The 16,174-nt window shown below is 60.8% G+C and carries 13 protein-coding genes; all 13 read right to left on the bottom strand.

Translation table 11 applies throughout. The features are described from left to right. Nucleotides 1–11 precede the first annotated feature (11 nt). Complete coding sequence (locus AC07W4_RS17375; RefSeq protein WP_495033271.1) at nt 12–2,444, bottom strand: TonB-dependent siderophore receptor; 2,433 nt, start codon at nt 2,442–2,444, stop codon at nt 12–14. Nucleotides 2,445–2,544: 100 nt separating this feature from the next. After that, the gene (locus tag AC07W4_RS17370) at nt 2,545–3,522 is read right to left on the bottom strand and encodes a FecR domain-containing protein (RefSeq protein WP_495033270.1); all 978 of its coding nucleotides are present in this window, start codon (nt 3,520–3,522) and stop codon (nt 2,545–2,547) included. Beyond that, nucleotides 3,523–4,038, bottom strand: a complete 516-nt coding sequence (locus AC07W4_RS17365) for a sigma-70 family RNA polymerase sigma factor (RefSeq protein WP_495033269.1) — start codon at nt 4,036–4,038, stop codon at nt 3,523–3,525. 78 nt (nt 4,039–4,116) lie between these two features. Continuing rightward, nucleotides 4,117–5,361, bottom strand: a complete 1,245-nt coding sequence (locus tag AC07W4_RS17360; protein WP_495033268.1) for an MFS transporter — start codon at nt 5,359–5,361, stop codon at nt 4,117–4,119. 151 nt (nt 5,362–5,512) lie between these two features. Beyond that, the gene (gene arnT, locus AC07W4_RS17355; RefSeq protein ID WP_495033267.1) at nt 5,513–7,234 is read right to left on the bottom strand and encodes a lipid IV(A) 4-amino-4-deoxy-L-arabinosyltransferase; all 1,722 of its coding nucleotides are present in this window, start codon (nt 7,232–7,234) and stop codon (nt 5,513–5,515) included. 181 nt (nt 7,235–7,415) lie between these two features. Next, nucleotides 7,416–8,066 carry a lipopolysaccharide core heptose(II)-phosphate phosphatase PmrG gene (pmrG, locus tag AC07W4_RS17350; RefSeq protein ID WP_495033266.1) on the bottom strand — a complete coding sequence of 217 codons (651 nt, stop codon included), beginning with the start codon at nt 8,064–8,066 and terminating at the stop codon, nt 7,416–7,418. A 284-nt stretch (nt 8,067–8,350) separates the two neighbouring features. Continuing rightward, nucleotides 8,351–8,908, bottom strand: coding sequence for a PqiC family protein (locus AC07W4_RS17345; RefSeq protein WP_495033265.1), 558 nt, complete (start codon nt 8,906–8,908; stop codon nt 8,351–8,353). Between the two features lie 17 nt (nt 8,909–8,925). Beyond that, nucleotides 8,926–10,602, bottom strand: coding sequence for a PqiB family protein (locus AC07W4_RS17340; protein ID WP_495033264.1), 1,677 nt, complete (start codon nt 10,600–10,602; stop codon nt 8,926–8,928). After that, nucleotides 10,583–11,239, bottom strand: coding sequence for a paraquat-inducible protein A (locus AC07W4_RS17335; protein ID WP_495033263.1), 657 nt, complete (start codon nt 11,237–11,239; stop codon nt 10,583–10,585). The genes AC07W4_RS17340 and AC07W4_RS17335 overlap by 20 nt, the downstream gene beginning before the upstream one ends. Beyond that, on the bottom strand, nt 11,236–11,832 hold the full coding sequence (locus tag AC07W4_RS17330) for a paraquat-inducible protein A (protein WP_495033262.1): 597 nt from the start codon (nt 11,830–11,832) through the stop codon (nt 11,236–11,238). The genes AC07W4_RS17335 and AC07W4_RS17330 overlap by 4 nt, the downstream gene beginning before the upstream one ends. Nucleotides 11,833–12,096: 264 nt before the next feature. After that, nucleotides 12,097–13,398, bottom strand: coding sequence for an NAD(P)/FAD-dependent oxidoreductase (locus AC07W4_RS17325; RefSeq protein WP_495033261.1), 1,302 nt, complete (start codon nt 13,396–13,398; stop codon nt 12,097–12,099). After that, nucleotides 13,395–14,483: a polyamine ABC transporter substrate-binding protein gene (locus AC07W4_RS17320; protein ID WP_495033260.1), complete on the bottom strand. Its 1,089-nt coding sequence runs from the start codon at nt 14,481–14,483 to the stop codon at nt 13,395–13,397. The genes AC07W4_RS17325 and AC07W4_RS17320 overlap by 4 nt, the downstream gene beginning before the upstream one ends. A 183-nt stretch (nt 14,484–14,666) precedes the next feature. Further along, nucleotides 14,667–16,025 carry a glutamine synthetase family protein gene (locus AC07W4_RS17315; RefSeq protein ID WP_495033259.1) on the bottom strand — a complete coding sequence of 453 codons (1,359 nt, stop codon included), beginning with the start codon at nt 16,023–16,025 and terminating at the stop codon, nt 14,667–14,669. Between the last annotated feature and the right edge of the window lie 149 nt (nt 16,026–16,174).

Here is a 16,174-nt window from a genome sequence, read left to right as displayed (position 1 = left end):
GGCCGGGCGTTTCAGAAGTCGACGGTGGCCGACATGAGCAGGGTGCGTGGCGCGCCTTGGGAGAACGCCCCGTAGGAGGCAACACCGGACCAGTATTCACGGTCGAACACGTTCTGCACTGTCGCCCGGAACGTGGTCGGGTGCGCGGCGATGCGGGTGGTGTAACGGGCACCGGCATCAATGCGGGTCCATGCGTCGAGTTCCTGGCTATTGGCCTGGTTGACGTATTGGCTGTCGGTATAGATCGCGCCACTGGTCAGCGTCAGGCCTTCGACCCAGGGCGTGTCCCATTCGGCCCAGAGGTTGGCCTGGACGTCGGGCACACCCACTGGTTTATTGCCGCGGTTGGCAGGGTTGCCGGACTTGGTCAGCTCGGCGTCCAGCAACGTGACGCCACCGAGCAGGCGAGTACCCTGGGCGATTTCGCCAAACACATTCAACTCCACGCCGCGGTTGCGTTGCTCGCCTTGTACCGAGAACACGCCGTTGGCCAGTTCGCCGGTTGGTTTCTTGATCTGGAACAGGCTGAGGGTCGAGGTGAAGGTGCCGTAGTCGACCTTGACCCCGACTTCCTGCTGCCGGGAAATGTAGGGCGCGAATATCTCGCCGGAGTTCGACGCCGTGGCCGGTGCGACATCGCCTTTGCTCAAGCCTTCGATGTAGTTGTAGTAGAACGAAACATGATCCCAGGGTTTGACCACCAACCCGAACATCGGTGTGGTTTCGCTTTCGTCGTAGGACGTGGTGACGAAACCGGCTGCGTTGAAGTTGTCGGACTTGATGTTCTGTTTACGCAGACCGAGGGTAACCTGCACACGCTCGTCCAGTACCGAAAGGGTATCGGCCAGTGCCACGCCGGACAGCTCGGTTTCTGACACTTTCGGTGTGGCAGGCGTCGGGATGTTCGGCTTTGGACGATCGATCGGGTGGTAGATGTTGGACAGCAGCGGTGGCCCGGAAATGATGCCGCGGGACAGTTCGTCACGGTAACGGGTGACTTGCAGGGTGGTGCTGTGGCTGATCGGGCCGGTGTCGAAGCGCAGTCGGGCGCCGGCGTCGACGGTATAACGCTCGACTTCGAACTTGTAGTAACCAGGAATCGAGGACGTGTCGCCGGCGCTGTTGAGGATGGTCGGGGTCTGGTCCGACAACCGCGATACATCGGACTTGCCGCCGCCGGCATGGGCGAACACGGTCAGTGCGTCGTTGAGATCGTACTCGCCGCTGAGCAGAGCCGACTTGTCGCGGGTTTCGGACCAGCCCCATTCCTGTGTGACATTGGTGCGGCCGTTGGCGGCGGAAGGGATGTCGACACCAGAGGCGATGAGGAACGGCCGCGAAGGCGCGTCGAACTCTTCTTTCTGGCTGATCAGGTCCAGGGAAGTGCGCAGGCGTTCGCCCTGGTAATCAAAAGAGATGGAGCCGATGTCGACGTCCCGGGATTGTTCGTCGATGGCGGTGTCGCCGGTTTGCGTGCTGCCGTTGATGCGCACGCCGAACTCGCGGCCTTCACCGAAGCGGCGGCTGAGGTCGATATGCCCGCCCACCTGGGAATTCATGGCGTAGCTGGCGGTGAAGCGCGTCAGGTCCTCGTCCAGCGAACGCTTGGGCACCACGTTGATCACACCGCCGATACCGCTGTTGGGCGACATGCCGTAGAGCAGCGCGCCAGGGCCCTTGAGCACCTCGATACGCTCGGCGTACTCGGTGAACACCCGGTAGTTGGGTGCGACACCGTACACACCGTCGAAGGCCAGTTCGCCGAGGTTGCCTTCACCCACCGGAAAGCCACGAATGAAGAACGAATCGACCACGCCCCCGGTCTGGCCGGTGGAACGCACGGAAGAATCGCGCTCCAGTACGTCGGCCACGGTCACGGCCTGTTGATCCTTCATCAGGGTCGAAGTGTAGTTGCTGACGCTGAAGGGGGCATCCATCACATCGGTGTTACCCAGCATACCGAGCCGACCGCCACGGGCGACCAGCCCCCCCGGATACTCAGCTGGCAAGCCGTCGCTGCGCCCATCGGTACCGCTGACCGTGGTGGCGCCAAGCGTCAGGGCGCCCGCGCTTTCAGCCGGGCGACGCGCCAGGGTGTAGCTGCCATCGCTACGCGCTACGATTTGCAGATCGCTGCCCGCCAGCAGCTTGCTGATGGCTTCCTGGGTCGAATAGGTGCCTGACAGGCCCGGGCTGGTCAGGCCGTCGGTCAGCGACGGCTGGAACGACAATGCCATGCCGGCTTCCACGGCAAATTTCGACAGGGTCGTACCGAGTGGACCGGGGGCAATGTTGTAGGTGCGGGTGGCTGCGGCATCCAGTTGCGCAGGCTCCGCCGCTTGGGCGTACGGGCTGGCGGCGCTGGTCAGGGCAAGGCTTAGCAGTGCGCTGCGGATCGCCAGTTTGAGTGAGCGATCCGAGCGCAGAGGTCGTGCAACGAACATGGAGTGATGACCCTTTCGACGAGGTTGAGAAGTGCTTCCTTTCCTTGCCAGCCGAGATCAAAAAAAGTATCACCCGCGCAGCAGTTTTTTTTGCAGGGAGTCAGGCGGGGTAGAGCGTCACCCAATAACCGCTCAGATGGCCGGTGGCGATGACCGGGTAGGTCTGCACAAGCATGTTCAGGGTGCGTTGGGTCTCCCGGATGGGGAAGGCGCCGGAGATCCGCAGATCGGCAATCGCCGGGTGGCAGCGCACGATGCCGCTGCGATAACGCGCCAGTTCGGCCACGAAATCCGCCAGGCGCAGGTTGTCGGCCATCAACATGCCTTGGGTCCAGGCGCTGACGGAGCGGTCGACGGGACTGAGTTGACCAAAGCTGCGCGACGAAAAATCGGTACGTTCGCCGGCGTTGACGATCAAGGGCGCGGCACGACCGGCGTCGGACAACTGCACCTTGACCGCCCCCTCAAGGACCGCCAGTTGGGTGCGGCTCGACAGTTCTCGTACGGTGAAACGAGTGCCCATGGCCTGCATCAACCCCTGTCGGGTGCTGACCAGAAACGGCCGCGCCTGGGGCAGGCTGTCGGCTGCGGTCTGCACCAGGATTTCGCCTTCGCGTAAACGAATCAATCGTTGGTTGGCGTCAAACAGCACATCGAGGGCGGTGTCGGTGTTGAGGGTGATCTGCGACCCGTCGGCCAGGGTCAGCTGGCGTTGCTGGCCGACGGCGGTGCGGTAATCGGCGGTCCACTGTTGCGACTCCACCAGCCTCCAACTGCCCCAACCCACGGGCAACGCCGCCAGAATCATCGCCAGTTTGCCCAGCGCCACCCGGCGTGCCGGACTGCTCGGGCGGTCCAGTGCCGACATCGCCAGCGACGGCGGCAGGCCGCCCAGCTTGCTTTGCAGCAATCGGGCGCGGGCCCAGGCTCGATGGCGTTCAGGCGTGCTGACCTGCCAGCGCTCCCATTCCGCCCGTTCGGTTTCGTCGAGTTCGCCTTCACTCAGGCGGATCAGCCATTCAGCGGCCTCTTCGAGGGCCTGTGTATCGAGCTGGAGATGACTACGCAAAGTCGACATTCATTCCACCAGCAACAGGCACTGCACGAAGGCTTGCTTCATGTAGCGTTTGACGGTGATCAGTGAAACACCGAGTTGCGCGGCGATATCGTCGTACTTCAGGCCGCTGATCTGCGACAGCAAGAATGCCCGTTTGACCAGCGGCGGCAAGGCATCGAGCATCGCGTCGATTTCATGCAGGGTTTCGAGCACGATGAAACGCAATTCGGGTGACGGCACTTGCGGCGCGGGCAACAATGCCAGGGCGTCGAGGTAGGCGTGTTCCAGCGCCTTGCGCTGATACCAATTGACCAGGATGCCCTTGGCCACGCAACTCAGGTAGGCCCGGGGTTGCTCGATGACCGACACCCGCGAGGCCAGAATGCGGGTGAAGGTGTCCTGCGTCAGATCCGCCGCATCCATGGCGTTGCCCAGTTTTTTCCGTAATGTGGCGTACAGCCAGCCGTGATGGCCGCTGTAGAGCGCCTCGATCAGGGCCAGATGATTGTTGTGGGGGGCGGAGACAGCGTCGCTCATGGATGGTTTTTTTGTAATTGAGAAGTATTCCCAATGCTAATGGACAGCCTGCCTCCGACGCAAGCACGATCCTGCCGGTCAGTCGCCCGCTGCGGTTTCGCCCGAGGGTGCGGGCGTGCCGCGCGTGCGCAGGGCGACAATGGGAATCAACGCCAATAGATAGGCTGCGCAAACGAACAGGTAGGTGTACTGCAAGCCATATACCTGGCTGAGCAACCCGCCGACCGAGATGCCGGCGATGGACGCCAGTTGCAGGGCGCTTTGCGCTACCCCCATCACATAACCCTGTCGGGCACTGTCGGTGGCCTTTGAAATCTGCGCCATCAGTACCGGGGTCGTCGCCCCCAGCAGCACGCCCCAGATGAAATAGGCGGTGATAAACACCATCGGTTGGCGAGTGATGGCGGCAACGGCGCTGAGGGCGGCGCAGCCGAGGATGATGTAAGTGAGGCGGTGCAACGTCTGCTGCCGGTTTCTGTTTTCGAAATATCGCGCCCATGGGCTTGCCGACAGGATGAACCCCAGGGCCAGCAAGCCGTAACACAAGCCCACGGTCGAATGGCTGACCTGGAAAACCGAGCTGACGTACAGCGAGAACGAAGTTTGCGGGAGCATCCGCGCCAGCAACAGGATGCCCATGACGGCCATCAACGGCAGTAGCGGCGAATATCGCCAGAGGCTGCCTGACTGCTTGCCTTGCATTGTGGCGGCCGCCACCGGTGCTTTTGCCACGGGCGGCACATTCGGCAAGGTCAGCGCCGCCACGACGGTGCACACCGCGCATAGCGCCGAAGCGATGAGATTGATCCAGAAAAACGTCGCGTAATCGAGAATCAGACCGCCCACCACCGCACCGAGCAAGGAGCCGACATTGGTCGATATCTGCAAAATGGCGAACAGTCGCGCCCGCCGCGCCGGTGTTTCGATGCTCACGCCATAGGCCTGGGCCGGGGCAATGTAGCCGGCGAAGGCGCCCTGCAAAAAGCGCAACAGCAGGATGATCCAGATATCGCTGCACAGGGCCAGGCCAAGTTGCGTCAAGGACAAGCCGGCCAGGGCGCGGATCATCATCAGCTTGTGTCCATGGCGGTCACCGATACGGCCCCAGAACGCGCTGGTGAGCATGATGCCCAGCATCGGGCCGATGTACACGGCGATGCTGGCGAAGCTGAACAGTGCTTCGGAGTCTGTCAGCCCACGCAGGTACATGGGCCAGAACGGGCCGCTCATTTCCATTGCGCCCATGGAGACAAGCTGGATCGTGAACAATAGATAAATCAGGATTCTGACGCTCGATCCCTGGAACGTACCTGCAACGGGCATTGACGGCTCTCGGTGGTTAAACGCTATCGATGGATGGCGCGAAGAGTACCGGCGTTGCCGCGGTGCTGAACACCCCACAGACGAAGATCGCGGGCGGAAATGAAAAACCCGAGCGGCCGTCCGGGCCACTCGGGTTTTTTCGTCTCGGCGATCAGGGCCGGATTTGCGGGAAGATCAGGACCTGCAGGTTGCCGCGCTGATAACGCGTGCCGTCGGTGGGTAGCGCCTCGACTTCCTGAACCTCGGCGACGCTGTTGACCCGCATCACCACCCCGACCGAGCCCTTCTTGCGCGCCTCGTTCATCCATTGCCCGACGTCTTGCAGGCTCACCTTGCGCGAGGCCGCCGCGGGATCCTGGAGGCCGTATTTCAATTCACCGACGACGTTGTAGAGCGCTACTTCCGGTCGCCTGGTCAGCCAAGACAAGGCCGAGGCTGCCCCCAGGTCGTTGCTCAGCAGAGTGGTGGTCTGGTTCAGGCTGTCCAGGTGTTCGGAGATAAACCGGTCGGGCATCTTGCTGTCGACGATCTGGCCCGGCATGGCGGCAGGTAGCAGCGCCACCAGCAGCCAGATGCCGAGGGCCGGCATCGCCCATAACGTCAATGGCCGCAGGATTTGCAGGGCGTTGGCGATGATCCAGCCCAGCAGCACGATGAACGCCAGGGACAGGCTGAACATCTCGGTGTTCTCAAAAATTTCTTTGCGCAATTGCAGGTACAGCAAGGCCGTCAGGGCCGCCGTGGCAATGATGACGTTGAGCCATCCGTTGAGGCGAATCGTCCGTCCCCGTGCCTGTTGCAGAAGGCGGGTCAGGGCATCCCCCATCAGCAGCGCCAGCGGCAACAGGCACGGCATGATGTAGGTCGGCAACTTGCCGCTGCTCATGCTGAAAATCGCCAATGGCAACAACAACCAGAGCAGGAGAAAACCGCTGACGGGCTGACGCTTGTTGTTCCAGGCCTGGATGAGGGTTGTTGGTAACAACACAGCCCAGGGCAGGACAGAAACAACCAGCATCGGCAGGTAGAACCACCACGGACGGGCGTGTTGCGCGTTGTCGGCGGCGAAGCGGCGTACGTGTTCGTTCCAGAAAAAGAAATTCCAGAAATCCGGTTCTTGATGATGAATGGCCAGCGCCCAGGGCAGGCAGACGGCCGTGGCGACCACAACAGCCAGTGGCCCGTAACGCAATAGCTCGCCAATACGACGCTGCCAGAGCATGTAGGGCAGGGCGATCACCGCCGGCAGCAGCCAGGCCAGGAAGCCCTTGGTCATGAAGCCCATGCCGCAAGCGATGCCCAGGACCACCCAGGCAACCAGGCGGGCACGGGTGGTGCGGCTGTCGATGGCAAACCACAGGGAGACCAGGCTCAGGTTGACCCACAGGGTGAATTGCGGGTCGAGGTTGGCGTACCCGGCCTGACCGGCAATCAGCCCGAAACTCATGTACAACAGTGCGCAGGCAAAACTTTTGCGCGGATCGCCCCAGAACCGGCGGGCAATCAGCCAGGTCAGCCAAACGCTCAGCCCGGTGCTCAGCGCCGACGCGATGCGCACCCCGAACAAGTTGTCGCCAAACACCGCCTGACCGATGGCAATCATCCAGTACCCGGCAATCGGTTTTTCGAAATAACGAAGGCCCATGAAGTGCGGCGAGATCCAGTTCCCGCTCTGCAGCATTTCCTGGCTGATCTGCGCATAACGGGTTTCATCTGGAATCCACAGGCCGTGGCTCATCAAGGGTAGCAAGTAGAACGCGAAGAACGCCAGTACCAAGGCGAATAACATCCAGCGCTCGTTGACAGACGCCGTTGGGGCGTGCAGGCGGGAAGGCTGGCCAGTAAAATCTGGCAATGGCTGATTTGACGTCATGACTCGACCTTGGCGCTGAAGTGGCTGGTTAGAGAGTGATGTGCAACTTGTAGGAGAAAGTCGGCAATGATATTGAACGGCGAGAAGTTCAATCACACTTCTCGCCGTTTTGTTCAGGCTTCATTCAGTCCGGCTTGAAATAACTTAGTAGCAAAATTTTTGAGCCGTAAAAATTTCAGTTCTATTTTTGTAACAGTGTGTTCCAGTCTTCGGCATTCACAATACCGAGCACTTGCAGTTGCCCATTACCATCGATGTGGACAAACAACGAGCTGCCGTACTCGGCGTCCTTCGCCGCATGCTTGAGGCCGGTCTGCTGTTCAAAGTCCGCGATGCAACCGCTGTGGGTCACCAGTACCAGGTTGCGATGGGCCACCTTGTGTGCCACGACATCGTTACGCAGGGTCGTGCCGCAGGTGGCCAGCCATTCCTGGGACCGAGGGTCACTGTTGAACATGTAATGCGCGGTCTGCACGGTGCGTGTAACGGGGCTGGTCAGGATGTCGGTCTGTGACAGACCCAGGTGTGCCAGACCTTGCCCGACAACGGCCGCCGCTTCACTGCCGACACGGGTAATGCCGTCAGCCGGGCCCAGGCATGGGTTGCTGGAACGGTCGCAACGTTCGGTATGACGAACCAGCACCGCGATCTCGCCGGCACTCCAGTGTTGCAGCAATCGGGCCCGGGCTTGCGCGCTCTCCTGGGCCAGGTTGGTCGGGGATTTGGGCCACAGGAAAAAACCGGCGGCCAGCAAGCCGACGGTCAGTACGCCAATGGCCACGACTGATCTGGACAGGCGCGAAGACGGTTTACGCGAGACAGGGTTGACCAAGTTTTTCCACCATTGGAGCACCAGGAAAGTGCTGTTGATAAAGCCCGAAACAGCATAAAAAAATCCACCTGGACCAAGTTCGGTGAATTAACTGCAGCGAAAGTTACAACTCTGCAAGTGTCAGGGCAGTGAAAGGAATGTGAAAAAATTGCAGGGGAGGTACCGCTAGTCACTAGTCGGTTACTGGGAATTGTTATCTTTTTCTGTTGCGCAGAATTACAGCGGAACACAGAAGGGACGGATCAACGGCGAACTTGTCGCCGTTGAACCGGGGGCGAAAGCGTTCAGGGCGCGGGGCAACTCGCCTGTGGTTTGATGGCCGCCTGGCTGATCAGCGCGGCCAGGCGTTTGACGTTGTTTTGCTGGGCAAGCACCAGGTCATCGATGGTCGCGCCCGAGGGCGTTTGCAAGGTACTGCGGCAAATCACCCGGGCCGTGTCGCCGGTGCTGGCACTGCGCAGGCGCCATTCCACGTCCATCAAGGCGTACTGGCCGGGGACCGAGTCAAAACGCTGCACATCGATCCGCACCGAATGTCGGCCTTGTACAGGACGGTTACTCAGTTGATCAACCAGCGCACTGCGCAATTCGTCCACGAGGGTAGCGCCCCACCATTGGGTTTCCAGGATCACCAGGCCACTGTTGCCCTCGCGAATGACGATCTGCGCGCGATCGACTTGGGGCGGCACGCTGAGCATCTCGATCTCGATCACCCCGACGGTGGTCCTTGAGTGATTGCCTTCCTGGGCCGGGGTCAGGGTGTGGAATTGAATCGGGTCACTGCGGCAGGCGGCGAGCAGCAACATCGCGGTGACCAGGGTGAACTTCAGCGGTAAAGCCATGGGTATTGCTCCTGTGTTCAATTGCGCGGCGGCCCTTGCAGATTCATGGGCGCGGCATTTTTCGGACGGCCGCGAAGCAGCGATTCCGGATGCCGTCCCAGGTAATCCGAAAGATCACGCAAGGATCTCGACGTGCGTCCCAGTTCATCCAGGGTTTGCCCCAGTTTTTCCCGTTGCGGCGAATCCTCGGCCAAGGTCGAACTGGCGGACTGCAGGGTCGAATTGGCGGTTTCCAGGGTCTTGCTGACATCCGACAGGGTGGTTTGCACGCCAGGCAGGATCTTGCCGTTGAATTGCATCATGCCTTTGCGCAGTTCGACGAGATTGCCATCGAGATTGCCGGCGATGCGCTCGATCGGCAGTTTGTTGATCTTGTCGACCATGGATTCGAGTTTTTCCTGCAATTGCTCGAGGCTGCCGGGAATGGTTGGAATCATGACCGGGCGTGCGTTTGCATCGAAGGTGACTTTGTCGGCCTTGGGGTAGAAGTCCAGGGAAATGTACAACTGGCCGGTCAGGAAGTTGCCGGTGCGGGCCTGGGCTCGCAGGCCGTTTTCGATAAAGGTGCCGATCAGGCGCACGCCCCCGGCCTCATCATTAGGGTCATGATTGAGTGCCTTGAGCATTTTGATGTGGGCCTGGCCCAGGCGCTGCGGGTAAATCACGATTCCGACGTTGATCGGAAAGGAACGTTTTTTCTCGTCGTAATCCAGATTGACCGCCACCACCTTGCCGATTTCCACACCGAGGAATTCCACCGGGGCATCGACCTTGAGCCCTCGCAGTGCCTGGTCGAAGCGCATGGCCAGGTATTGCGGCTTGCCGTTTGGCGGGGCGAGGGCGGTTTGTTGGTCTTCGAACAGTTCGTAGGCGTACTCTGCGGCAGCAGGCTTATCGTTGGGGCTGTAGTCGGGCGCGCGGAAGGCAATGCCGCCCACCAGCAAGGACGACAAGGATTCGGTCTTGACCGCAAAACCGTTGGCGCCGACGTTCACGTCAATGCCGCTGGCGTTCCAGAAACGGGTGTTTTCGGTGACGTACTTGTCATTGGGGGCATGGATGAACAGCTCTATGTTCACGCCTTTGCCATCCGGGTCCAGCGCGTAGGCCACCACCTGGCCCACCGGGATCTTGCGGTAGTAAACCGGAGAGCCGATGTCCAGCGACCCCAGATCCTGGGTGAACAAGGTGAAACGCTTGCCCGGCTCGCCGTAGGTGATGGGTGGCGGGTTCTCCAGCCCCGTGAAGTGTTTTGCCCGGCCGTTGGCCTGGCCGATATCGGCACCGATGTAATCGCCCGACAGCAGCGTATCGATACCGGATACACCGCCCGCTCCAATGCGCGGCCGCACTACCCAGAACTGCGAGTCTTCGCGGGTGAAGCTTTCGGCCTGCTTGGCCAGCTTGATGGTGGCGTTCACACTCTTCTGGTCATTGCTCAGTTCCACATCCGAGACTTGGCCAATCACCACATTACGGTACTTGACCTCGGTTTTATTCGCGGTCAGGCCGCTCCCGGTCTTGAACGTGACAACAATGGTCGGGCCTTGCTGCAGAATGCTGTGAACCACCAGCGAAATACCCACCAGCACCGCGACGATCGGCACGATCCAGACCAGCGAAACGCTGAAACGGCGGGTCTTGATCGGTGCCTGCCCGGGGGCTTGCGGCCCGTCAGTGGCTTGTGACTTCATCCGTGACCTCCTCATTGTTTGGGTTTTCCCGTTCTTTATCCCAGATCATGCGCGGGTCGAAACTCATGGCCGAGAGCATGGTGAACACCACCACCAGACCAAAGAACAGAATGCCCGGGCGCGGCTCGATGTCGGCCAGGGCCTGGAATTTCACCAGCGAGGCGACCAGTGCGACCACGATCACATCGAGCATCGACCAGTAGCCGATGACCTCGACGAAGCGGAACAGCGTCGACCGCTCTTTACGTGCCCACTCACTGTCGCGTTGCACGGTGACCAGCAGCAGCGTGATGGCGACGAACTTGATGCCCGGTACCGCGATACTGGCAATGAAAATGATCAGGGCGATGTCCCAGGCCCCGGCCTGCCAGAACTCCAGCACGCCGCTCATGATCGTGCTGTCGGCGCCATGGCCGACCATTTCGGTGTTCATCACCGGCAACAGGTTGGCCGGGATGTAAAACACCAGGGCCGCGATCATGTAGGCCCAGGTGCGGGTCAGCGAGTTGGTTTTGCGCCGGTGCAGCGGCGCACCGCAACGCTCGCATTCGTGAGGTTCGTCAGTCATGTCGCAAGCCAGGCCGCAGGTGTGACACAGGCACAGGTTGAGCTCGTCGGCGTACGGAGGCGTGCTCATACAATGTCCCAAAGTTCGCGGATGTCGCGCCCGGCGATGCGGATCATCATCAGGCTCAACACGGCCAGGGCAAACAACCCGATACCGGGCAGCACATCAAGCAGCCCGGCGAGTTTGATCACGGCGACCATGGCGCCCAGCAGGCAGACTTCGAGCATGCTCCAGGGCCTCAGGGTTTCCAGCCAGCGCATGCAGAACCTGAAGCCGGGTGAGCGTTGCCCGGAGAGTGCGAAGCCCAGCACCCAGATCAGCAGCAACAACTGGAAGATCGGCGCGATGATCATGGCGATCGCCGCCACCATGGCGATGAAGGTGATAGGCCCCAGGCTCAGGGCCAGCACCGAGTCCCAGAGGGTGGCGCTGTGCTTCGAGCCTTTGAGGCTGATGCTCATCACTGGATAGAAATTGGCGAAAATCCACAGCATCAGCGCGGTGAAGGTCAACGCAAGACGCTGTTCCACTGTCAGGCCGTTATAGCGCTGCAGCACGCCGCCGCAGCGCGTACACAGGGTTTTCTGATGTTTGGCGAGCGTCACTTTTTGGTACACGCTGTCGCAGTGCTCGCAGATGATCAGTTGATCGGTAGATGCCATGGGCCAGGCTCAACAGAAGGCAGGAAGTTCAGAGCACCTCCTCAATATAGAAGTGCCTTGCAATTGAGCAAATCGAAAGTCGAAACAAGGGGATGGGTAGTTCGCAGGTTTTGCGCTCAACCACTGAACCTGTGGGAGCGGGCTTGCTCGCGAAAGCGGTGGGTCAGTCGACATCAATGTTGAATGTCTGACCGCTTTCGCGAGCAAGTCGGATCGCCGCACCGCCGCTCCCACAGTAGGCAGGGGGCGTCCGGGAGGATTGTGTCAGCCGAGCATTTCCCGCATCCGATACCAGAACATGCCAAGTGCCAGCAGTGGCGAGCGCAAGGCACGGCCGCCGGGGAAGGTCATGTGCGGCACGGCGCTGAACACGTCGAAGCCTTTGCTGTGACCGGCATGGATCGCTTCGCCCAACAGTTTGGCGCACCAGTGGGTCACGTTCAGGCCATGACCGGAGTAGCCCTGGGCGTAGAACACGTTCGGGTGCTGGCTCAGGCGCCCGACCTGGGGGAAGCGGTTGGCCGAGATGCCGATCTTGCCGCCCCACTGATAGTCGATGCGCACATCGGCCAGTTGCGGGAACACCTTGAGCATCTGCGGACGCATGTAGGCCGCGATGTCCGACGGATCGCGCCCGGAGTAGTGGCAGGCACCGCCGAACAGCAAGCGCCGGTCAGCCGAGAGCCGGTAGTAATCCAGACCGACCTTCTGGTCGCACAGCGCGACGTTGTGCGGGATCAGTTTTGCAGCGGCATCTTGCGACAATGGCTCGGTGGCGATGATGTAGCTGCCCGCCGGGAGCACCTTGCCGCTGAGCTTCGGTTCCAGTTCTTCGAGGTGCGCGTTGCAGGCCAGCACCAACGTGTCGGCGCGCACTGTTCCACCCGCGCAACGGACCTGCACCGTGCTGCCATGGATCAACTCCAGCACCGGGCTCTGCTCGAAAATTTGCACCCCAAGGGACTCGGCAACTTGCGCTTCGCCAAGGACCAGGTTCAGCGGATGCAAATGCCCCGAGCCCATGTCCACCAGGCCACCGGCATACACGCCGGAGTTCACCACCTGCTCACGAATCTGCTGCGGCGCCACCAGTCGGGTTTCAAAGGCATAACCGGACTCGATCAGTTCCGCCTGCTCGGCCTTGAACGCCTTGAACTGGGCCGGGGTATTGGCCAGTTCGCAGAAGCCCCAGCTCAGGTCGCAATCGATACCGTGCTCGCGGATGCGATTGGCCACGACTTGCACCGACTCGGTCCCGGCGTGTTCCAGGTATTGCACACCATCGGCGCCGATGTGTTTGGCGAATCCGCTGACGTCATGGCCGATACCACGAATCAACTGGCCACCGTTGCGCCCGCTGGCGCCCCAGCCAATCCGCCGGGCCTCCAGCAGGACCACCGAGAGCCCGCGCTGGGCCAGTTCGATGGCGGTGTTGATGCCGGTGAAACCCGCGCCGACCACGCAGACATCGGCCGTCAGGTCCGAGGCCAGCGCGGGACGCTGCCTCATGCCCTTGGCGGACGCCGCGTAATAGGAGTGGGTGTGTTCCTCTGTGTACTGATTCATTTGTTGGACTTCACTTTGCTCCACGAGCGGGTCATCAGGCGCATGATCGACTGCGGCGGCGTGGTGGAGATGTAGAGTTTGTCGAGGACTTCCTGGGGCGGATAGACCTCGGGGTTGCTGACCAGCTCAGGGTCCATGTACTGCTTGGCGGCCGGGTTCGGGTTGGCGTAGCCGACCGAAGCGCTGACCTTGGCAATCACTTGCGGGTCCAGCAGGTAGTTGATGAAGGCGTGGGCTTCTTTCGGATTGCTGGCGTCGGCGGGGATCGCCAGCAGGTCGAACCACAGGTTGGCGCCTTCCTTGGGAATGGCGTAGGCGATGTTCACGCCGTTGTTGGCTTCCTTGGCGCGGTTGGCGGCCTGGAACACGTCGCCCGAGTAACCGAACGCCACGCAGATGTCGCCGTTGGCCAGGTCCGAGACGTACTTGGAGGAGTGGAAGTAGGTGATGTAGGGGCGGATCTGCAGCAGCTTGGCTTCGGCCTTCTTGAAGTCCTCGGGGTTTTCGCTGCGCGGGTCCATGCCCATGTAGTTGAGGACCGCCGGGAACACTTCGTCCGCCGAGTCCATCATCGACACGCCGCAGGCGCTGAGCTTCTTGATGTTTTCCGGCTCGAACAGCACGGCCCAGGAGTCGATCCTGTCGATGCCCAGCACAGCCTTGACCTTGTCGACGTTATAGCCGATGCCGTTGGTGCCCCACAGGTACGGCACCGAGTGCGAGTTGCCCGGATCGTTTTTCTCAAGCAAAGCCAGCAGTTTCGGGTCGAGGTTCTTGAAGTTCGGCAGCTGCTCGCGATCGAGCTTGAGGAACGCGCCGGCCTTTACCTGGCGGGCGAGAAAGTGGTTGGACGGCACCACCACGTCATACCCGGTGCGACCGGCAAGCAATTTGCCTTCCAGGGTTTCGTTGGAATCGAATACGTCGTAGATCACCTTGATCCCGGTCTTGGCCTGGAAGTCGGCGAGGGTGGTTTCGCCGATGTAGTCGGTCCAGTTGTAGACACTCACCTGGGGCTGAGCCTGGGCAACGGCGCTGAACAGAACCGCCAGTGCGGCTGGAACCACGGATTTCAATAGACGCATATCGATACCTTCTTGGAATTATTGGATTCTTCAGGCAATTCTTTGGTGTTCTGTGTCCTCTTGTGGGAGCGGGCTTGCTCGCGAATAGGCCGGTACATACAACATCGTCGTTGACTGACAGGCCGCCTTCGCGAGCAAGCCCGCTCCCACAGGGAATGTGTGATGCCTGGGGGAGCGGGGGCCTTAGACGCTGAGCATCAGGAACTCACGCTCCCACGAACTGATCACCCGTTTGAAGTTCTCGTGCTCGGCGCGTTTGACCGCGACATAGCCCCGCACGAACTTGCTGCCCAGGTAGCGGCTGATGGTGTCGCACTCTTCCATCTGGGTCAGGGCGTCCTCGATGGTGATCGGCAGGCGCAGGTTGCGACGTTCATAGGCGCGGCCCTGTACCGCAGCGCTCGGCTCGACGCGCTCGACCATGCCCAGGTAACCACACAGCAGGCTGGCGGCGATGGCCAGGTACGGGTTGGCGTCGGCACCCGGCAAGCGGTTTTCCACGCGCATTGCATCGGGGCTGGAAGTCGGCACGCGCAGGCCGACGGTGCGGTTTTCTTCGCCCCATTCGACGTTCACCGGTGCCGAGGTGTCCGGCAGGAAGCGGCGGAACGAATTGACGTTCGGCGCGAACATCGGCAGCACTTTCGGGATGTACTTCTGCAAGCCGCCAATGTGATGCAGGAACAGCTCGCTCATGTTGCCATCGGCATCGGCAAAGATCGGCTGGCCGGTGGCGATGTCCACCACGCTCTGGTGAAGGTGCATGGCACTGCCTGGCTCGTCGCCGACCGGCTTGGCCATGAAGGTGGCCGCCACGTTGTGCTTGAGCGCCGCTTCACGCATGGTGCGCTTGAACACGGTGATCTGGTCGGCCAGGTCCAGGGCGTTGCCGTGACGGAAGTTGATTTCCATCTGCGCCGGGCCGTCTTCGTGGATCAGCGTATCGAGGTCCAGGCCTTGCAGTTCGCACCAGTCATAAACGTCTTCGAACAGCGGATCGAATTCGTTGGCCGCGTCGATGGAGAACGACTGGCGACCACTTTCGGCGCGGCCCGAACGGCCCATCGGTGCCTTGAGCGGCAGGTCCGGGTCTTCGCAGCGCTGGGTCAGGTAGAACTCCATTTCCGGCGCGACGATCGGCCGCCAGCCTTTGTCGGTGTACAACTGCAGGACTTTCTTCAGCACGTTGCGCGGCGACAGTTCGATCGGGTTGCCGAACTTGTCGAAGGTGTCGTGGATCACGATGGCGGTCGGCTCGATGGCCCATGGCACCACGTAGACAGCGTCGGCGTCCGGCTTGCAGACCATGTCGATGTCGGCCGGGTCGAGCAGGTCGTAGTAGATGTCGTCGTCGACAAAGTCCCCGGTTACCGTTTGCAGAAGGACACTTTCCGGCAGGCGCATGCCTCGCTCATGCAGGAACTTGTTGGTCGGTGCAATTTTGCCGCGTGCAATGCCGGTCAGGTCGCTGACAACGCACTCGACTTCGGTAATCTTGTGATCTTTCAGCCAAGTGAACAGCTGATCGAAAGGGACATTCATAAAGACCTCGTTATTGGTTTTATTAACGCCAGGAGAGACCGGTTTCATCCGCCGGACACTTCCCCTGTAGCGCGTTGACGACTATCTTGTGCGAGCCTTGCGGTTCCATCTATCCACTTTAAGCAGTACAAAGCGCACCAAAAGAGTGC

This window comes from Pseudomonas sp. GW821-FHT02A08 (genome assembly GCF_059422045.1).
This window is presented reverse-complemented; position numbering and strand designations above follow the sequence as displayed.